We start from the raw sequence: 21,892 nt of genomic DNA, 5'->3' as shown, positions 1-21,892 counted from the left end.
TCTCAAAAGAGGAAGGGGCGTGAGTCAAAATACTTAGGGTCTGCTGAAAAAGTTTTTCCTAGGGGCAGGGTGTAGGGTGTGGGGTGTGGGGTGTGGGGTTTTACCCATTTTCATCGGGTAAATTACCTAATTTTCAGGGAAAAAGTCCCTGAATTTTCCCCCTGATCACTCCCATGCCGGGTACTTTTTGATTGACAAAAAGTCTAAAAGTCTTACCCAACAAGGTTTTTAGATTTATTCAGCAAACCCTACTTAACCTAACTGTTCAAGGGGAACTGTCAGTGCCATAATAATCGATGGACTTCGATCGAGAGCAGAAATTTTATGAGTTGCCAGCAAAAAAAGTTAATAGGGGGAAATAAGGAGCTATTCAGTTTTAAAAGCAATATTTAAGCGAAAATTTATGAAAATCGCTATTTTATCCCAAGATGCTTCTCTTTATTCGACCAAGCGACTGAAAGAAGCGGGAGAAGCCCAAGGTCATGAGGTACGAGTGATCAATTATTTGCGCTGTTACATGAACATCACCTCCCATAAACCCACGGTTGTTTATAACGGTAAACCCTTGGAGAGTTTTGACGCGATTATTCCCCGCATTGCCGCCTCAAAAACCTTCTATGGAACCGCAGTCGTCCGACAATTCGAGGTGATGAATGTTTTTACTGCCAACGACTCGCAAGCAATTTCTCGGTCGCGGGATAAATTGCGTTGTCTGCAAATCCTCGCTCGGGAAGGGATAGGTTTACCGGTGACGGGAATTGCTCACGCAACTCAAGATATCGATGGTTTAATCGAAACCGTCGGCGGCACCCCTCTAGTGATTAAATTATTAGAAGGAACCCAAGGTATTGGGGTAGTCTTAGCGGAAACCGATCAAGCAGCCAAGTCAGTTATTGAAGCTTTTCGGCAATTAGAGGCTAATATTCTAGTACAAGAGTATATTAAAGAGGCCAGTGGGGCAGATCTGCGCTGTTTTGTCATCGATGGAAAAGTGGTGGCCTCGATGAAGCGACAGGGGGCCGAAGGGGATTTTCGTTCTAATCTTCACCGCGGTGGTAAGGCAGAAAAGGTAAAATTAACCCCGGAGGAACGCAGTACGGCTATACGGGCCACTAAAGCCATGGGTTTACGGGTTGCGGGTGTGGACTTATTGCGGTCCAATCACGGGCCTGTGGTTATCGAGGTCAATTCTTCTCCCGGTTTGGAGGGAATAGAAGCGGCCACTGGTGTGGATGTGGCCAAAAAAATTATTGATTTTGTCGCTAAAAATGCCACCCTAGTCCTAAATCGCGATCGATATCAATATTAGCCGTCAGCCTTGCATCAGTTATCAGTTACCAGTTATCAGTGGGTAAGTTATCAGTCAATAGTATTAAGCGATAAGCTCGGAGCTGCCTTTTTACTGAAAAAGCTCCCCACACCCCACTTCCCCACTTCCCCACACCCCACACCCTACACCCCACACCCTACACCCACTTTCAAGTCAGATGTGATTTATCAGTCGGCAAATACACGGACGCTATCGGGAATAATTGATAGTTTTACCTTTGTACCGATGTCTAATTGGGTGTTAATCGTTGTTCTAGCGTGGATTTGGCTGCCGGTGGCCGTTAGCAGACAATAACGGTATTCCCGCCCCAAAAATTGGCGATCGCAAATAACTAGCTCTCCCGTCTCATCCGGCTTAATTTTGACATCTTCCTCTCTCAGCATCAATTCCCCTTTGTCCAAATCTTGACCATCGGGAATTTCCCAGACTCCTATCTCGGTTTGCCATTGTTCCCCCTTCCGTCTAGCGGGGAGAAAGTTAGCTTGGGTGACAAACTCAGCCACGAATCGCGAGGCCGGATGACTATAAATTTCTTCGGGATTGTTAATTTGTTCTAATTTTCCTTGACAAATGACGGCAATTGTGTCACTGATCACCATTGCTTCCTCCCGGTCGTGGGTGACAAAAATGGCCGAGATACCAGTCGCTTTCAGGATATGACGGATCTCGTGCCGTAACCGTTGCCGGACCTGCACATCGAGATTACTTAAAGGTTCATCTAAGAGGATTAAAGAGGGTTTTGGGGCTAAAGCGCGGGCGAGGGCGACTCTTTGCTGTTGTCCTCCCGATAGCTGATGGGGATAACGTTTTTCTAGTCCTTGCAGTCCGACTAAATCCAAAGTTTCCGCCACCCTAGCGTTAATAGCTTTGGTCGATAATTTCTCCCCAGAATTTTTTAACCCGAAGGCGATATTGTCAGCAATGGTTAAATGGGGAAAAAGAGCGTAATCCTGAAAAACCATGCCCGTATTGCGTTTTTCCGGAGGAATAAAGGTTTTTTCGTCGGCAACTATTCGCCCTCCCAATTCAATCACTCCTTGAGATGGTTTTTCAAATCCCGCAATCATCCGCAGTAGAGTGGTTTTACCGCAGCCCGACGGACCCAATAATCCGAGAATTTCGCCCTCTGTTAAACTAAAACTGATATTATCGACAGCTAGAGTAGCAGCAGCGGGAAAACGCTTGTTAACCTCGGATAAACGCAGAATGACAGACTTTTTCATGGTGAGAAAGACAATCGCCCAGTCAGTGGCAGGGCCATTTACTTAAGAATTATTCCTAATTAGTTCACTATTATTGTTTATAACATTTTATTTGGCTAATTAGGAAACTTTCTCAAAAATTTCATGCTCACACCTGAAGATATTATTCTCGTTCCCCGGGGGGCCGAGCATAGCTCAATCCGTCGAGGATTAAGGAACATCGGCGATTTAGCCCCGCAAATTATCCCGATTAACCTTGGCGCTCCAGAATTCCTCGACAGTTCCCCAGTCTCTAAGCTATCTCTAGAATTTCTTAATAAGTTCAGGGGAAAAATTGTGCTGATGGGATTAGCGGGCAGTCTCAGCGATCGCTATCGAGTCGGAGATGGGGTAATCTATCAAGGTTGTGGCGCAGAAAAGGGGAATTATTGGCAGTGCGAACCGGAAATAACCGCAGAAATCGCCCAATTAACCGGATATAGTCTCGTTAAAGGTTTAACCAGCGATCGCCTGATTAGCCGATCCGAGGAAAAACGACGTTTAGGACAAGGGGGCTATGAGGTGGTCGATATGGAAGGAGCAAGGATTTTAGCGGCTTTACGGGGGCAAAAAGTGGCAATTGTGCGCGTGATTAGCGATGAGGTGACGCAGGATTTACCCGATTTAGCCCCGGCAATTGATAATCAAGGTCAGCTGCGACCATTGCCCCTAGCTCGACAAATGTTAATCCGTCCCATCCCGGCCTTCCATTTGATTCAAGGTTCCCTAAAAGGTTTATCCGTACTAACTCAGGTGGTGCGAAAGTTGTGCGGCAGTAATTTTTAAAAGTTGCTTGCAGATTATTTTTTTTCTGTGCTATAGTGGTTAGGCTAAAATCAAGCGGATGTGGTGGAACTGGTAGACACGCACGTTTGAGGGGCGTGTGGCTTACGCCTTGCGAGTTCGAGTCTCGCCATCCGCATAAACTTTTATCTGCCCTCCGACAAGAATTGCCCTTGTCACCTTGAATGTTGGCAGGATGCCCCCGTTACACCCGTAGGGTTAGTGGGGGAGGAATGCCGAGCAATAGGAAACGCTCGCAGCCCATCGACTCGGGTTGACGGCGAAAAAGAGCGACTCTTCCTTGACGAGCGAGCAACTACCATCGGGGAAAACTTGCCGGGCAAAATCCCACATCCGACAAAAAACCCCCGCTAACGGCGGGGGAGATGGCATAGTTTTACTATGATGCCTAGCTAAGACTTACTGAATAATGGTAAAACCCTTGTTGGTTAAGACTTTTAGAGTTTTTGTCAATCAAAAAGTACCAGATATGGGAGTGATCGGGGGGAAAATTCAGAGACTTTTTCCCTGAAAATTAGGTAATTGACCCCTTCAAAATCGGTAAAACCCTACACCCCACACCCCACACCCCACACCCTGCCCCCAAGAAAAACTTTTTCAGCAAACCCTAGCTAAGACTTACACTCCGTAAACGAAGTCGAGATTGGTCATGCCAGCTGCGGCACCAGCCCCAACATTGGCAATTAGGTAACTACCGGCGACGGTGGAATCGTTATACCAGATGTCGCCGTTGCTAGTGTTGACGTAGATGCCGGAGGAGTTTCCGGATGCTCCCCCGTTGATCCCCGCTCCCTTGAAGAACCCGGCAGCGCTAAGGACACTTCCGTTCACATTACCACTAATAAACAGCAGACCTTTGATCCCCGGATTAATGGGGCCGGTCAAGGTGCTGTCAAGACTGTTCGCCAGAATGATCGTGTCATCGGCTACGGAGAAGCCGGTGATCAGATCACCGTTCGCTACGTTGTCGAGCCTGAAGAAATCGTTTCCAACACCACCAGTCAGAGTATCCACACCCAAGCCGCCATTGAGGGTGTCGTTACCAGCACCACCCAACAAGAGATCATTACCATCACCACTAATAAGATTGTCATTACCAGCGCCCCCATTGAGAGTATCATTACCGGCGAGACCTGTGAGGGTGTTATTAGCACTGTTACCAATGATAACGTTATTACCATTATTACCAGTACCGTTAATTGCTGCCGTTCCAGTCAGGGTGAGGTTTTCTACATTTGCTGCTAGGGTGGTACTAGCCGCAGTTACGAGAGTATCAGTAATGGTTGTAGTTACAGCTGCTGTACCCAATTGGGCATTGGTAGGAGAAGACAGAGTGAGATTAAAGGTTTCCTGTGCTTCGTTAAGGGAGTCATTGAGAATAGGAATAATGATGTCTTGACTGGTAACACCAGGAGCAAAGGTGAGAGTCCCCTTGGTGGTAGTATAGTCCGACCCTGCTATAGCGGTATTGTCACCAGTGGCATATTGAACAGTAATTGTGTCAGTGCTATCACTAGACAGAGTAACAGTATAAGTGACATTTTGGGGACTGGTGATCCCTTCAACTACCGTTTGGTTAGCGCTCAGGTCGATAATGGGTAAATCGGGTAAATCATTATCAGCAATATTGACTGTGGCACTAGCTGCAGACCCGACGGTGTAGCCTGTTCCCGCTAAGACGGTGAGAATGGCGGTTTCTGTGCCTTCTACGAGGGTGTCGTCAATGACATTGAGGTCAACCAACGCAGTGGCAGAACCCGCGGCAAAATTTACTGGGGTCGAAATGGTCGTGTAATCTGTGCCATTGGTTGCTGTGCCGCTCATGGCGATGTTCACCGTCAAGGCGCTGGTGGTGTCACCAGTGCGGGTGAGGGTATATTGACCATTGTTGGTGGGTTCGCCAGCATCGGCATCGGTGGCTGCTACTGTCACCACCGGAAGAGTAGTAGCCGTACCAATATCCAAAGACCAACCACCAGCAATAGTTCCCACGTCTCCTCCCGCGTCATCCACAACGTAGAGGCTCCAGGTTCCATTGGGGTTGATGCCGTTGAATACGGAGAAATCCGTGCCGTAGGGGCCACCGGGAGCGGGCGCATTAAAGATATCACCAGTTAAAAAGTCTGTGGCCTTATAACTGCCACTGGTAATTAGCCCTTCATCGAGCAAGAAGGAGGTGGCCGTCGGATCAAAGGTGAGAGTGACATTACTGAGACTATTAAAGCCACCCACATCGGACATTAATAAGGCTTTGGTTCCCGTCGGACCGACCAGTAATACATCAATATCATCGGGATAAGTATGGCTCAGGTTTGTCAGGGTTACTTTCAGGCTATTAATATTACCGCTCAAGCCTGAAACATTAATAGTGGAAGGATAGGGGGTACTGGAACCACTATCAGGAATAGTAATCGGGTTAGGGTTACTGAAGATATTGCCACCACCACCATCATTATCCACAATCGTCGCCGTGGCGGTGTCGGAACCACTGATAGTGTAGCCCGTGGGAGCAGTAATTTTGGTGATGATCGTTTCACTGGGATCTACCACACTATCATCTATGGTGGGCAGAGTGATGGTAGCAGTGGGGGAACCTGCCACAAAGGCGGCTTGGCCTAAACTGGGATCATTGTAGTCGCTGCCGAGGGTAGCAGTACCCGCCAGGGTGTAGGTGACGGTTAAGGCACTGGAGAGGTCGCCAGTGCGGGTGAGGGTAAAGACACTGCTCACTGAACCTGCTTCCTTACCGTCGGTGGTTTTGGCGATCGAGATTGTTTTCGTCGATCCGCCCCCCGTACCAATATCCAAAGACCAACCACCAGCAATAGTTCCCGCGTCGGGTCCCTCGTCATCCACAACGTAGAGGCTCCAGGTTCCATTGGGGTTGATGCCGTTGAATACGGAGAAATCCGTACCGTAGGGGCCACCGGGAGCGGGCGCATTAAAGATATCACCGGTTCCAACGTCTGTGGCCTTATAACTGCCACTGGTAATTAGCCCTTCATCGGGCAAGAAGGAGGTGGCCGTCGGATCAAAGGTGAGAGTGACATTACTGACATCACTTGAGCCACCCACATCGGACATTAATAAGGCCTTGGTTCCCGTCGGACCCACCAGTAATACATCAATATCATCGGGCCAAGTATGGCTCAGGTTTGTCAGCGTTACTTTCAGGCTATTAATATTACCGGTTAAGCCTGAAACATTGATCGTCGAAGGATAGGGGGTACTCGTACCACTATCAGGAATAGTAATCGGGCTTGTGTTACTGAAGCTCTTACTGTTTAAGCCCGTGCCGTTAAGGGTAAAGTTAAAAGTACTCTCATCGGCATCATTATTCGTAAAGCTAATGGTATTGCTGAAAGTTCCCGTTGTCGTGGGAGAAAAATTTACCGAGAAGGTGGTGGACTCACCGACACTGAGGGTTGTATCCGTAAAACTGGAAGCCAAGCTAAAACCCGAACCACCACCTAGGGAAATGGCTCCGAGGGTTAAATCTTTTGTGCCTTGGTTGCGAACCCGGAAGGTTTGGGTTTGGGTTTGACCTACACCGGCCGCAAAGCTGAAACTGCCCGTATTATCGGCAATATTGGTTCGATCTTGCAGAACCTGAATTTCTGCGATACCTACTCCTCGGATAGCAGTGTTAGCGTTGACGCGACCGTAACCGTATTGGGTGTTAAAACCCTTGTTATCGTAGGCAACCGGACCAATCAAGTCCGTGGTGTTCCGCATTAAACCCCGCACTTGGGCGGCGGTAAGACTGGGGTCTTGTGCCAGAATCAATGCCCCAATTCCTGCCGCTAGAGGAGTGGCGGAACTGGTGCCGCTAAACCCATCCGCGCCAGTAGTGGTATAGTCGGAGGTGCTGTTATAGCCATCGGCACCCGTCCGGTCTGTGGTAACAATATTAGCTGTACCGCCATAAGTGGGACCACCGCTAGGGGCAACGAAATCCACTTGCGGTCCGACGTTACTATAGCTGGCCAACTGGTCGAGGTTGGTACTCGCACCGACGGCAATTACCCCCGGTATGGTACTGGAGAGATTGGCAGGAAAACTAACGGGAGCCCCAAAACCGTTACCCGTGGCAATGTAGGAAATTGCCCCTTTGCCATCGCGCCCGCTGGTACTAGCCCAGGTAAAGGCACTGGAGATGGCACTGCTGAAGCCACCACCACCCCAACTGTTGTTCAGAATATCCCCTGCACGCCAAGTGCCAGTACCCGAAGCCGTGCGACCGGCGGCATAATAAATGGCCGAGGCGATATTAGCGTCACTGGTGGCAGAGCCTCCCAAGAAAATCCGCACGGGCAGTAATCGGGAGTTATAGGCCATCCCCGTCACTCCCAGTGTGTTGTTGCCCCGACCTGCCGCTACTCCAGCGACGGCGGTGGCATGGGCATCATCGGGGACACTAGGCCCTGGGTTATTGTCTCCGATGCCACCACTGGTAAAGTCCCAGCCGTTCACATCATCGATCCAACCGTTGCCATCGTCATCAATGCCATTACCTGCAATTTCCCCTGTATTGATGAATAGTTGCAGGTCGGGATGGTTTAACTGCATTCCATCATCGATTACAGCAACAACCACGTTACTGCTACCCCCCGCATTTACATCCCAAGCTTCTGGGGCATCTACGTCCGCATCGGGTGTCCCTCCTACTTGTCCCGTGTTATTGAGATGCCATTGGTTGCCGAAAAGAGGATCGTTGGGAATAAAAAATCGCTCCCGTTGTTGGTAGAAGTTGGGACTTGCCCACTGAAAGCTTCTATCGGACTGAAGGGCATTAGCAGTAGCTAGGTTAGGAAGTCCTTCTTGGAGAGTCACGACAAATTGGTTGGGTGTTCCCAATAGGCTGCGATAACTGGCAAAACGGGAATCATTCCCGAAAACCTCTTGAGCCTTTAACCCTGGCCGCAAGGAAACAATTATTTCGTTGGTGGCCACTAGCCAAGTGTTAGTCAAGGGAGACTGATAAACTGGGGCTACTCGAACCCCGGGGATTTCCCCTAATCTGGCTTCGATCTGGGCGATATCAAGGGCAGTCGCTGTCTTACTGCTTAGTATGTAGGTATTCTGGGAGACGTTTTTCTCTAATTTCAGCCCTTCTAGGATTTGACCGGCTGCCAATAGATCGTTTAGTCTGGTTGCCCGGTCGGTCAGGGTCAGAGTTATTTGAGTAGTGCGCTGTAGTAGTTTTACTGGCTGACCGTCTGCCCAATAAAAATCCCCCCGATCAACTACTGGTATGGGAGAGTTAGCCTGCCGATTTTCTCCAGTTTTCTGGTTGAGATTGTCCTGATTAACCCTCGAATCCCCTCCCTCGGCGGTGGGTACAGAGGCAAGACCCAACGCTGGACTGCTGGTGACGGGGGCAGCGGCGGGTACAGAGGCGGGACCCGACGCTTGACTGGTGGAATAACCAGAAGAGTCAATACTGGGAGAAGCGGGAAACGCCACTTGACTCGTAGCAGCAGGGGAGACTGGAACCGTAGCAGCCTCAGAGGAGACTGTAGATGGGGAGGGGTTAGAGTTCAGGACTCCTAAGGGAGAAGTTTCCTTCGATACAGTTAAATCGTCGGAACCTGTTAAATCACCCGTGATTGATAAGGATTGCTCAAAACGCAAAGAATCTTCTAGAGATGGCATATTTGTACTAGATAAATCGGAACTTACTTGTGTTGTCTTCATCAGCAGGCGCACCCCATTTTCCGAGAATTAATCGGTCAATTACTTGGGGGTGTTGAATTCCTTCTGTTTATGGTTAGGGAAAAAGACAAGCCCAACCTTTCTGCCTTGGGCTTAAATTTATTATCCATCTGTAATTACAACTAGACAAGTCTAACAAAAAAATTTTTTTCTTAAATTTATCCAAGAACTCTATTATTCACCGCAATAAGGACAGCCTTATTGAGAATAATGTAACATAGAAGTATTACTTAGGGTCTGCTGAATAAATCTAAAAACCTTGTTGGATAAGACTTTTGGACTTTTTTCCCCTCAAAAAGTGCCAGCCATTGCGGGGATCGGGGGGAAAATTCCTGGACTTTTTCCCTGAAAATTAGGTACTTGACCACCTGAAAATCGATAAAACCCCACACCCCACACCCCACACCCCACACCCCGCCACCACCGAAAAGCTTTTTCAGCAGACCCTACTTAGGTAATACCCAAAATCCGTTTTTAATAGCTGGACTTACCCCATACAGAAATACTAAAAAATTAACAAAACCCTTACTGCCTGGAGCTTCTCAGAAAAAATTGACAAGCTGCCACTGGGTACATTTTCCCTTTGAAAATGGCTGTACCGTTGACTGTATCTGGAGTAGAGCGATTCCGTAGAGTTGGCTGTATAGTGATCGCTAACCTTATTATAACAGATGGTGTCATTAATCTCTAGAGTCAGCGATTCCCTCTGTAGCCATGTTTTTGCTGGTTTTCTGCCTGGAAACAAGCTATAATGGTCGAAGGGTCAAATTTGAAAATTTTTGCCTCAAGCCCTATCTGCGTAAAGATTTCAGGAGTTTGTACCCAGTAGTTTATTAGTATTACATTGCTTTAAATCAGGCTCTGTAAGACTTTTAGCCATAGCCAGTATATTCATAGGGTGGAAGTTCAGTTATCGATGACTACAATGCACAGCAAAGCAAAGGATTAAGCCCCCATCACTACTACCGAATCACCCCCCTCTTAGGCTTCGCAGAACAACAACAGGAAGCTTATGCTTTGAAAGACCGCTAGTGGCAGTAGGAGAAGAGTCTCCTACTGCCGGCAAACTTGAATGATCTCTCAATCTAGATCACTACCACTGGTGTAGCGACAGCAATGTTGTAACCACTCAGTTGAATGATTGCATCACTAGCGGCTTGGAAGCCAGCCACTCCATTATTGAGAGCGATAAAAGTACCACTTTGACCTGTCACTGTAAAAGCCGCCGCCGTGTTAGCAGCAAAGGCCGCATTCGTCAAGACCAACTGAATCGCCGCTTCGGTTAAAGAAGTAGCTGTCCCTTTCGATGCGGTCAAAGTGATTGCCGCAATAGACCCAGGGGCATTAATGCGCTCAAGATTAGCACCTGTGCCACTGTAGCCTTGAATAACATCAAAGCCACTCAGCAGCGACTCACCGAGGGAATTGTAGGTCAAAGTATCCAATCCCGTGCTTCCCGTCAGGGTATCTTTGCCAAGACCGCCTGTCAGGTTATCATTACCCGCTCCACCGCTGAGGGAATTAGCCAGAGTATTGCCGACGATGTTGTCGTTGAGGCTACCACCAATAACATTTTCAAAGGCAGTGGCACTAGCTAGGGTGAGAGTGAGATTTCCGGCGGTGACGGTTTGGGCGACGGTACTGCCGAGATTGAGGTTGATGGTTTTAGTTGTGGTCGCCGCAAAGTTGAGGGTATCGATTCCAGAGGCATCAATTACGCGATCGCTACCCAAGACCAGATCTGTGTCGAAGAGGTATGTGTCGTTATTGGCCCCACCATTGAGGGTGTCATTACCCGCTCCACCGCTGAGGGAATTAGCCAGAGTATTGCCGACGATGTTGTCGTTGAGGCTACCACCAATAACATTTTCAAAGGCAGTGGCACTAGCTAGGGTGAGAGTGAGATTTCCGGCGGTGACGGTTTGGGCGACGGTACTGCCGAGATTGAGGTTGATGGTTTTAGTTGTGGTCGCCGCAAAGTTGAGGGTATCGATTCCAGAGGCATCAATTACGCGATCGCTACCCAAGACCAGATCTGTGTCGAAGAGGTATGTGTCGTTATTGGCCCCACCATCGAGGGTGTCGTTGCCTCCTAAACCGCTAAGGGTGTCATTACCTCCCACTCCAGCCAGGGCATCGGCAAAGCCTGTCCCGACCAAGTTGTTATTGGCCGCGTTACCATCATTGTCAAGAATGGTGGCCGTCGCCGTGTCAGGTCCACTGATAGTGTAGCCGACGGGGGCGGTAATTGTGGTGATGATGGTTTCACTGGGGTCTACCACAATATCGTCGGTGGTGGGCAGGATGATGGTGGCTTTGTCCGCACCTGCCGCAAAGGTGGCTTGGCCTAAACTGGGGTCATTGTAGTCGCTGCCGAGGGTAGCAGTACCCGCCAGGGTGTAGTTAACCGTTAAGGCACTGGAGAGGTCGCCGGTGCGGGTGAGGGTAAAGACACTGCTTACTGAACCTGCTTCCTTACCATCGGTGGTTTTCCCCAGAGTGAGGGTGCCAAGGTCGTCATCGATGATTGTCGCCGTCGCCGTGTCGGGTCCACTGATAGTGTAGCCGGTGGGGGCGGTAATTGTGGTGATGATGGTTTCACTGGGGTCTACCACAATATCGTCGGTGGTGGGCAGGATGATGGTGGCTTTGTCCGCACCTGCCAAAAAGGTGGCTTGGCCTAAACTGGGGTCATTGTAGTCGCTGCCGAGGGTAGCAGTACCCGCCAGGGTGTAGTTAACCGTTAAGGCACTGGAGAGGTCGCCGGTGCGGGTGAGGGTAAAGACACTGCTTACTAAACCGGCTTCCTTACCATCGGTGGTTTTCCCCAGAGTGAGGGTGCCAAGGTCGTCATCGATGATTGTCGCCGTCGCCGTGTCGGGTCCACTAATAGTGTAGCCGGTGGGGGCGGTAATTGTGGTGATGATGGTTTCACTGGGGTCTACCACAATATCGTCGGTGGTGGGCAGGATGATGGTGGCTTTGTCCGCACCTGCCGCAAAGGTGGCTTGGCCTAAACTGGGGTCATTGTAGTCGCTGCCGAGGGTAGCAGTACCCGCCAGGGTGTAGTTAACCGTTAAGGCACTGGAGAGGTCGCCGGTGCGGGTGAGGGTAAAGACACTGCTCACTGAACCGGCTTCCTTACCATCGGTGGTTTTCCCCAGAGTGAGGGTGCCAAGGTCGTCATCGATGATTGTCGCCGTCGCCGTGTCGGGTCCACTGATAGTGTAGCCGGTGGGGGCGGTAATTTTGGTGATGATGGTTTCACTGGGGTCTACCACAATATCATCTATGGTGGGCAGAGTGATGGTAGCAGTGGGGGAACCTGCCACAAAGGTGGCTTGGCCTAAACTGGGGTCATTGTAGTCGCTGCCGAGGGTAGCAGTACCCGCCAGGGTGTAGTTAACCGTTAAGGCACTGGAGAGGTCGCCGGTGCGGGTGAGGGTAAAGACACTGCTTACTGAACCTGCTTCCTTACCGTCGGTGGTTTTCCCCAGAGTGAGGGTGCCAAGGTCGTCATCGATGATTGTCGCCGTCGCCGTGTCGGGTCCACTAATAGTGTAGCCGGTGGGGGCGGTAATTGTGGTGATGATGGTTTCACTGGGGTCTACCACAATATCGTCGGTGGTGGGCAGGATGATGGTGGCTTTGTCCGCACCTGCCGCAAAGGTGGCTTGGCCTAAACTGGGGTCATTGTAGTCGCTGCCGAGGGTAGCAGTACCCGCCAGGGTGTAGTTAACCGTTAAGGCACTGGAGAGGTCGCCGGTGCGGGTGAGGGTAAAGACACTGCTTACTAAACCTGCTTCCTTACCATCGGTGGTTTTCCCCAGAGTGAGGGTGCCAAGGTCGTCATCGATGATTGTCGCCGTCGCCGTGTCGGGTCCACTAATAGTGTAGCCGGTGGGGGCGGTAATTTTGGTGATGATGGTTTCACTGGGATCTACCACACTATCATCTATGGTGGGCAGAGTGATGGTAGCAGTGGGGGAACCTGCCACAAAGGTGGCTTGGCCTAAACTGGGGTCATTGTAGTCGCTGCCGAGGGTAGCAGTACCCGCCAGGGTGTAGGTGACGGTTAAGGCACTGGAGAGGTCGCCGGTGCGGGTGAGGGTAAAGACACTGCTTACTAAACCTGCTTCCTTACCATCGGTGGTTTTCCCCAGAGTGAGGGTGCCAAGGTCGTCATCGATGATTGTCGCCGTCGCCGTGTCGGGTCCACTAATAGTGTAGCCGGTGGGGGCGGTAATTGTGGTGATGATGGTTTCACTGGGGTCTACCACACTATCATCTATGGTGGGCAGGATGATGGTGGCTTTGTCCGCACCTGCCGCAAAGGTGGCTTGGCCTAAACTGGGGTCATTGTAGTCGCTGCCGAGGGTAGCAGTACCCGCCAGGGTGTAGTTAACCGTTAAGGCACTGGAGAGGTCGCCGGTGCGGGTGAGGGTAAAGACACTGCTTACTAAACCGGCTTCCTTACCATCGGTGGTTTTCCCCAGAGTGAGGGTGCCAAGGTCGTCATCGATGATTGTCGCCGTCGCCGTGTCGGGTCCACTGATAGTGTAGCCGGTGGGGGCGGTAATTGTGGTGATGATGGTTTCACTGGGGTCTACCACAATATCGTCGGTGGTGGGCAGGATGATGGTGGCTTTGTCCGCACCTGCCGCAAAGGTGGCTTGGCCTAAACTGGGGTCATTGTAGTCGCTGCCGAGGGTAGCAGTACCCGCCAGGGTGTAGTTAACCGTTAAGGCACTGGAGAGGTCGCCGGTGCGGGTGAGGGTAAAGACACTGCTTACTAAACCTGCTTCCTTACCATCGGTGGTTTTCCCCAGAGTGAGGGTGCCAAGGTCGTCATCGATGATTGTCGCCGTCGCCGTGTCAGGTCCACTAATAGTGTAGCCGGTGGGGGCGGTAATTGTGGTGATGATGGTTTCACTGGGGTCTACCACACTATCATCTATGGTGGGCAGAGTGATGGTAGCAGTGGGGGAACCTGCCGCAAAGGTGGCTTGGCCTAAACTGGGGTCATTGTAGTCGCTGCCGAGGGTAGCAGTACCCGCCAGGGTGTAGTTAACCGTTAAGGCACTGGAGAGGTCGCCGGTGCGGGTGAGGGTAAAGACACTGCTTACTAAACCGGCTTCCTTACCATCGGTGGTTTTCCCCAGAGTGAGGGTGCCAAGGTCGTCATCGATGATTGTCGCCGTAGCCGTGTCGGGTCCACTAATAGTGTAGCCGGTGGGGGCGGTAATTTTGGTGATGATGGTTTCACTGGGATCTACCACACTATCATCTATGGTGGGCAGAGTGATGGTAGCAGTGGGGGAACCTGCCACAAAGGTGGCTTGGCCTAAACTGGGGTCATTGTAGTCGCTGCCGAGGGTAGCAGTACCCGCCAGGGTGTAGTTAACCGTTAAGGCACTGGAGAGGTCGCCGGTGCGGGTGAGGGTAAAGACACTGCTTACTAAACCGGCTTCCTTACCATCGGTGGTTTTCCCCAGAGTGAGGGTGCCAAGGTCGTCATCGATGATTGTCGCCGTCGCCGTGTCGGGTCCACTAATAGTGTAGCCGGTGGGGGCGGTAATTTTGGTGATGATGGTTTCACTGGGATCTACCACACTATCATCTATGGTGGGCAGAGTGATGGTAGCAGTGGGGGAACCTGCCACAAAGGTGGCTTGGCCTAAACTGGGGTCATTGTAGTCGCTGCCGAGGGTAGCAGTACCCGCCAGGGTGTAGTTAACCGTTAAGGCACTGGAGAGGTCGCCGGTGCGGGTGAGGGTAAAGACACTGCTTACTAAACCTGCTTCCTTACCATCGGTGGTTTTCCCCAGAGTGAGGGTGCCAAGGTCGTCATCGATGATTGTCGCCGTCGCCGTGTCAGGTCCACTAATAGTGTAGCCGGTGGGGGCGGTAATTTTGGTGATGATGGTTTCACTGGGATCTACCACACTATCATCTATGGTGGGCAGGATGATGGTGGCTTTGGAGGAACCTGCCGCAAAGGTGGCTTTGCCGGCTCCAGGGTCATTGTAGTCGCTGCCGAGGGTAGCAGTACCCGCCAGGGTGTAGTTAACCGTTAAGGCACTGGAGAGGTCGCCGGTGCGGGTGAGGGTAAAGACACTGCTTACTGAACCTGCTTCCTTACCATCGGTGGTTTTGGCGATCGAGATTGATTTTGTCGTAATCCCCCCATCACCATAGATTTTGACATCATCAAGGTTCCACGAACTTACTGTAAATACATCAGTGCTACCAACATTGAACCCGAAACGAATTTGAGTTGAGGCACTCTTGTAGGCACTAATATCAAATTGTTGAGGGGTCCAAGCGTTATCTTGGACTCCTGGAGCCTCGTCGAAATTGTTAGGCAAAAGATTGACCCAGCTAGAACCGTTGAAGATCTCAACTTTGTTCTGCACAAAGGGAGTGTAGTCACTATTGAGCCAACGGGCAAATTCAAAGAACAGCTTATTAGCGGTGCTGGTGTTGATAACCGGACTGGTTAAATAATAGAAGCCGTGCAAGGCTGTAGAGGCATTTCCACCAATAACAACCCCAGCTACACCATTATCGGCTGTGGGAGTATTGTCCGTTCCGGGATCAGGGTTCCCATAATTTTGACCTGTAGAAGTTGTGGCGGCACCGATTTGCCATTCTTTCCCCAGAGTCCAACCCTTCGTGTTATTGGCAAAATCATCCGAGAAGTAGGTGGTAAACCCTTCCTCAGAAATAATAGTTCCCGTTGCTGTATTAGGAGAACCATCAATGTAGCCCGTCCCAGAATTGACGGTTAAAATAACTGATTCGCTGTTTTCCTGTACGGTGTCAGCAATCGGATCAACCACGACCGTTGCCGTTGTCGCACCGGCGGCAAAAGTGACGGTTCCCAATTTCGTCGTCGGGTCGAAGATGACACCACTACCTGTTAATACGTTGTAATCGGCTGGGTCGCTTCCCACCGGGGCGGCGTTGGCTATGCCACTCGCCCCGAAGTTAACGGTCAGGGGAGAACTCAGGTTTAAGTTAGTGCGAGTAAAGGTATAAACCAAGTTAGTCGTACCGTCTTCCTGCACACTGGCCGGGCTGACACTGACGGTGACAGAAGGTAAGTTAGCCCCCAAAGCATTAAAAACATTGAGCCGCTTACCAGAAACCGTTTTACCGGCAAGGGATGCCAGGGGGTCGCCCGTGTTCATTAAGGTGTTTTTCACCTGTTGGGCTGTCCAAGTAGGATTTTGTGACCACAATAAAGCCGCCGCCCCAGTTACATGGGGACTGGCCATGGATGTCCCTGAATAGGTGGCATAGTTATTGTTGGGAGTGGTGCTGTAAATGTCTGAACCAGGTGCGCCTAAATCTACGCTGGTTAAGCCATAGTTGGAAAACGACGAGAGAGCATCGGTGCGGGTGGTGGACGCAACCGAAATAATGTTGGCAAGGTTGTAGGCAGCGGGATACATGGGATTGATATCGGCGTTAGCCGAACTATTACCAGCCGCCGCAATAAATAAAGCCCCCGCCTGACCCGCCGCGTTAATCGCATCGTAGAGCGCTTGACTAAAACCGCCGCCTCCCCAGGAATTATTGGTGAGCTTAACTCCTTTGGCCGTCGCATAGTTAATTGCCTTAATGGCATTGGAGGTAGAGCCTGATCCTTGATCATTCAAAAACTTCAGCGGCATGATTTTGGCATTCCAAGCCACCCCCGTCACGCCTACCCCATTATTTCCTTTGCCAGCAATGGTTCCCGAAACATGGGTTCCGTGACCATAAACATCACTGGGGTTATTGTCGTTATAGGCAAAGTCCCAACCGCGAATGTCATCAATGTAGCCATTGCCATCGTTGTCAATGCCGTCGTTGGCAATTTCCCCTGGGTTTGTCCAGATGTTGCCAACTAGGTCTTGGTGATTGTAGTCCACCCCCGTATCAATAACCCCAATCACTAAATTAGGATTGCCGGTCTGAATATCCCAGGCTTCAGGGGCATCAATATCGGCATCGGGAGTACCACCATTTTGTCCGGTGTTATGCAGTCCCCAAAGTTGATTAAAACTGGGGTAATTGGGGAATGTGGCCTGGGGAGTAAATGCACCCACCGTCCGAATATAGTCGGGTTCAATGTATTCAAAAATCGGATTGGAGCGATATTGTGCCAGAATCTTCTCCACAGAGAGCGACCCGGATAACTTCCAAACCTGCGCCCCCGTCAGTTTAATCGTCTGGGTTCTGACAGCACCAAAGAGGGACTGAAACTGAGCAACTTGGGCACTGGCGATCCCCTGCTTAAACTTGACAATGAGTTGATTGGGAGCATGGGGGGCAAGAGTCCTAGTTGCTGCCGGTTCTAGCTCTGAGGTGACGGGGGCAGCGGTGGGTACAGAGGCAAGACCCAACCCTGGACTGGTGGTGACGGGGGCAGCGGCGGGTACAGAGGCAAGACCCAACCCTGGACTGGTGGAATAACGAGAAGAGTTAATACTAAGAGGAGCGGGAAACAATGGGGAACTCTTAGCAGTAGGGGAGGCTGAAACCGTGGGGGCCTCAGAGGATACTGTAGATGGGGAGGAGTTAGAGTTCAGGACTCCTAAGGGAGGGGTTTCGATGGATACACTTAAATCCCCAGAACCTGTTAAATCAGCCGTGATTGGGAAGGCTCCATCAAAACTCAAAGAATCTGCTAGAGATGGCATATATGTAAATCGGAGCTTACTTGTGTTGTTTTCATGGTTAGTGGGACTTAGGCGTTTTCGGTAAGCAAAAAAGGCTCAAACCATTACGGGACAAAGGGTTAACCTCGATTTATGATTTTCCCTTGATATATCTGGGTTTCAGCGATTTTGGGCTTCTCGAAGTAAATCCCAAGCGGGGATTGGAGTTGCGGCTTTTCTCGATTTGTTTTTTGTCTAAGTCCCATTAGGGAAAAGGACAAGCCCAACCTTTCTGCCCTGGGGCTAAATTTATTATTTACCATTAATTATAACGGTTCTTCGTTACTTGGTATGGTTCGATCAGGGGGCAGAAATCGGCTAAATCCTTATGGTTCTTCGTTGCTTGGTATGGTTCGATCGGGGGGCATAAATCGACTAAATCCTTATCTGGCAAAAGACTTAATTGATTAGTTCGTTCTAGATTAAAAACAATTGACAAAAATCGCCAAATACCTTATAGGGTTTGCTGACTAACCCCACCAACAAACTTTTTGCCGCCAACCCTATTTACTTTTCTAACATTTTATCTAATCTTTCCTGAATCAATAAAGCCATGGAAGAACGCAGAAAAAATAAAGCAAATAACCCAGCTAAACTGAAGGGAATAATGGCCAGTTTGCTATAGTTGCTGTCTAATAAAAATATGGCTGAGATAAGGCTAAATCCCAATAGACAGACATTAATTAATATTTTAATTCCCAGATAAATTCTTTTCAGAAGTCGTTCATTTTCCCGTGACTTAACTTGAAAAACTAAATTTCCTCGCTCGATTTTTTCCTCTAATTGACGGATCATTCTCTGGTTTTTATTACCTTTTTGCCATTGTTGTTTAAGAAAAGTGCGCGCTTGATTAGCTAGGGTAAGCATTGTGTTGGTAGTTCCTCCCGATACCGCTAGACTTTTCACAAAAGGTTGACTAGCTGCTAATAAATTATACTGGGGATCTAAAGAGCGGGCAATCCCATCCAAAGTGGTGACAGATTTAATAATAAAAGTCATTTGGGGAGGTAAGCGAAAAGGTTGCTGTTTAAACATTAAATACACTTGATCGCTAATTTGTTCAAAGGCCCTCACATCTACTGGTTTATCGCGAAATTCATCTAAGAGAAACTGCACGATATTTCGCACGGGTTGCAGCTCTCTAACGGGTTCAATTAACCCCATATACATCAAGGTTTTTAAGACTGTTTCCGTATCCTTTCTCAAGATAGCGAAAAAGGTTTCAATCATTTGATCTTTAGCGACGGACTTTAACTCGAACATCGTGCCGAAATCGTAGAAAATTAACTCCCCTTCCTGACTGACTGCCATATTACCCGGATGGGGATCCGATTGAAAAAAACCATCCTGTAATAGTTGTTTGAGATAGGAACAGATCCCCAGTTGAATAATCCCATCTACATTAATACCGTTAGCTAGTAAAGTCTCTCGATCATCCACTTTAATCCCCGGCACATACTCCAAAGTTAATACCCTGCGGGTGGTATATTGCCAGTAAACTAAAGGGACTTTTACTTGAGGATAATTCTTAAAATTTTCCCGAAAGCGATCGGCATTTTTGCCCTCATGAATATAATCGATTTCTTGAAAGAGTAGCTCAAAGAATTCTTGGTAGATAGCTTCTAAATTATATTTTTTCACCACGGGGAAAATATTTAACCAACGGGTGAGACGATGCAACACTTCAAAATCGAGATTAAATAGTCCTTCTAGATTCGGTCTTTGTACCTTAATAACGACCTCTTCCCCACCTAATAACCGCGCTCGATGCACTTGTCCTAAACTGGCACAAGCGAGGGGAGACACGCTAAAACTTGCAAATAAATTATCTAGGGTTTGTCCTAATTCTGTTTCAATAACTCGGATCGCTTCTTGACTATTAAATTCGGTAACTCGATCCTGTAATTGGGTTAATTGTTCGATATATTCGAGCGGAATTAAATCTGCTCGCGTCGATAAAGATTGCCCAATTTTAATAAAAGTTGGTCCCAAATTAATGAGGCGATCTACTAACCATTTCGCTCTCCTTTGCCGTTTTTTGCCCCTATTAGCCCCCGTTAAACGATCCCAGAGCAAAAAAGTCAAAAACTGCATTGTAAAGCCAAATATCTCCAATTGACGAACAATCGGCGCTCGCAAGCTTTGCTGCCAATGTAAAGATTTGGGGGAATCAAAGGGAGTAAGCATCAGTTATCAGTTATCAGTTATCAGTCTTCAGTCTTCAGTTATCAGTTATCAGCAAAACCGATCTACAGCGTTTCTCGTCAAGGTGACGTATGAATTAAACCTTGCCGAAGTAAAAACTCCAGTCGCAAAAATGCACCTCATCTATCTGAGAAACGCTGTCAAGTGTTACCTTCCCGTTTCAGAATTCGCAGGTGAAAATCCTGATTTTCAGCTTTTAATCTCTGCGAGTAGGTAAACCGAGATCTACCGCTAGACGATGACTGCAAGCAAAACCAGAAAAGGCCACCGCGTTTAATCCTTGACCCGGGAAGGTACTATCTCCCACACAATAAAGATTAGGAATAGCTGTACGATTAAAAGGCATTCCTAATAAACCTAACAGTTTTCTTCGCGGTATTGGGCCGTAACTGCCATCGATTCTATTCAAAAAGCGGCGATGGGTGCGAGCCGTGCCAATTTCGATATAATCTAATCCTGTATCTAGTTTGGGAAAGAGTTTTTTCAGGCGCTCGATGAGACGATGAGCAGCGGCCTCTTTTTTCTGTTGATATTCTTGGGGGGGCAGTTTTTGCCATTGATCAATCCAGCTAGGGGTGAAAGCATGAATGATATGATGGTCCGGGGGTGCGAGGGAGGGATCGAGTAAGGTAGGAATAGAAACAAAGATAGTTCCCTGTTCTGCTTCCATATTTTCCCAATCTTCTAGTAAAATATGGTGACATTCGCTTCCTGATGGTAATACATCGGCCTTAACTCCCAGATGCAAACTCAGGAAACTGGGGGATTTTTGATAGCGTTTTTGCCATTTTTTTTCGCTGCCGGGGAGAGATTCCGGGGGGAGTAGTTTCTCGAAGGTATCCCAACGGGTGGCATTAGAAACAATCTTTTTAGCGTAATATTCCTTACCATTGGTCAATCTTACCCCGATCGCTCGTCCCGCATCTAAAATAATCTTATTCACTCTCGCTTGATACTGGATTTCACCACCAGCTTTTTCCAATCCCGCGACTAACTTGAGAGCAATCTGTCCCACTCCCCCTCGAGGATAGTTAATTCCACCGTAATGGCGATCGCTAAAGACCATTCCCGCATTAATCATCGGAGTGCGATCGGCGGGTACTACCGACCAACAATAACATTCCATATCGATAAATTTCAATAATTTCGGGTCTTTAATATATTTTCTGGCCACATCTCCCGCATTTTGGGGTAAATACTTGACCAATCCCAAACAGGATAAAGGATGCTGGAAAAAAACCCTAGTCAGATAGCGGGGTTCTTCCAGCGATAGTAAATCCATACTATTGAGACAATTAAACACCTGCCAGCATTCATCGTAAAAGCGCCGGATACCGGTTTTTTCTGCGGGAAAATGGCTAATTAATTCCTGTAAAAATTGTTCGTAGTCGCGATGAACTTTTAGGTCTAATCCGTCCGGGAGATGATAATGGATCTGGACGGGATCGGCAATGGTTTCGATACTCATATCCACCGCTGCCAAAGCTTTGGTTAGGAGGTTAGTCGTCCCCTTTTTGCCAAAACCAAAAATCATCGAAGCACCCACATCAAAACGATAACCCTCTCGTTCAAAATAACCCGCGCTGCCCCCCGGGATCAGATAACTCTCTAGAACTAAGACTTTTGCTCCTTTTGCCGCTAATTGTGTCGCTGTCACCAATCCCCCGATTCCCGACCCAATCACGATCGCATCGTACTGATTACTCATAACTTGACTCGATAAATTTTTGTATCAATTCTTGATTGTAACCCTTGACTAGCGGTCATTTATCGGCTAGTTTGCGGGAGCAAAAAATTTTTTGCCAGCGATGAAAAGCTGGTGATCTGTATTGCATTGAAACTGCCTAGGGAAAATTTTAGAACAAATGATCGACCTCCCTCCTCGGCAC

General features: G+C 48.9%; 9 protein-coding genes and 1 tRNA gene. 3 read left to right on the top strand and 7 right to left on the bottom strand.

All coding sequences use genetic code 11. The features are described from left to right. Nucleotides 1-403 precede the first annotated feature (403 nt). Nucleotides 404-1,309: a 30S ribosomal protein S6--L-glutamate ligase gene (gene rimK, locus MAE_RS05505; RefSeq protein WP_012264688.1), complete on the top strand. Its 906-nt coding sequence runs from the start codon at nt 404-406 to the stop codon at nt 1,307-1,309. Nucleotides 1,310-1,497: 188 nt separating this feature from the next. Here the strand turns inward: rimK and MAE_RS05500 are convergent, their stop codons facing one another. Then, a complete protein-coding gene (locus MAE_RS05500) occupies nt 1,498-2,553 on the bottom strand; it encodes an ABC transporter ATP-binding protein (protein WP_012264687.1) in 1,056 nt (351 codons plus the stop codon). Between the two features lie 123 nt (nt 2,554-2,676). Between MAE_RS05500 and MAE_RS05495 the strand changes: the two genes are divergently transcribed. Beyond that, nucleotides 2,677-3,357: a hypothetical protein gene (locus MAE_RS05495; protein WP_012264686.1), complete on the top strand. Its 681-nt coding sequence runs from the start codon at nt 2,677-2,679 to the stop codon at nt 3,355-3,357. A gap of 54 nt (nt 3,358-3,411) precedes the next feature. Beyond that, a tRNA-Leu gene (locus MAE_RS05490) sits at nt 3,412-3,493 on the top strand. Nucleotides 3,494-3,993: 500 nt separating this feature from the next. Here the strand turns inward: MAE_RS05490 and MAE_RS34300 are convergent. From MAE_RS34300 to crtH, 6 genes are all read right to left on the bottom strand, one after another. Then, nucleotides 3,994-9,072: a S8 family serine peptidase gene (locus MAE_RS34300; protein ID WP_012264684.1), complete on the bottom strand. Its 5,079-nt coding sequence runs from the start codon at nt 9,070-9,072 to the stop codon at nt 3,994-3,996. A gap of 248 nt (nt 9,073-9,320) precedes the next feature. Beyond that, on the bottom strand, nt 9,321-9,503 hold the full coding sequence (locus MAE_RS33735) for a hypothetical protein (RefSeq protein ID WP_012264683.1): 183 nt from the start codon (nt 9,501-9,503) through the stop codon (nt 9,321-9,323). A gap of 672 nt (nt 9,504-10,175) precedes the next feature. Continuing rightward, complete coding sequence (locus MAE_RS34735; RefSeq protein WP_012264681.1) at nt 10,176-17,780, bottom strand: Calx-beta domain-containing protein; 7,605 nt, start codon at nt 17,778-17,780, stop codon at nt 10,176-10,178. Between the two features lie 280 nt (nt 17,781-18,060). After that, the gene (locus MAE_RS31640; RefSeq protein WP_148204728.1) at nt 18,061-18,249 is read right to left on the bottom strand and encodes a hypothetical protein; all 189 of its coding nucleotides are present in this window, start codon (nt 18,247-18,249) and stop codon (nt 18,061-18,063) included. 56 nt (nt 18,250-18,305) lie between these two features. Further along, entirely contained in the window at nt 18,306-19,985 is a 1,680-nt protein-coding gene (locus tag MAE_RS05455; RefSeq protein ID WP_012264678.1) for an ABC1 kinase family protein, read from the bottom strand. Nucleotides 19,986-20,199: 214 nt separating this feature from the next. After that, entirely contained in the window at nt 20,200-21,711 is a 1,512-nt protein-coding gene (crtH, locus tag MAE_RS05450; protein ID WP_012264677.1) for a carotenoid isomerase, read from the bottom strand. Nucleotides 21,712-21,892: the final 181 nt, after the last annotated feature.

This window comes from Microcystis aeruginosa NIES-843, from assembly GCF_000010625.1.
Taxonomy (GTDB): Bacteria; Cyanobacteriota; Cyanobacteriia; order Cyanobacteriales; family Microcystaceae; genus Microcystis; species Microcystis aeruginosa.
The sequence above is the reverse complement of the archived record's forward strand: the minus strand, read 5'-3'. Positions and strand labels throughout refer to the sequence as shown.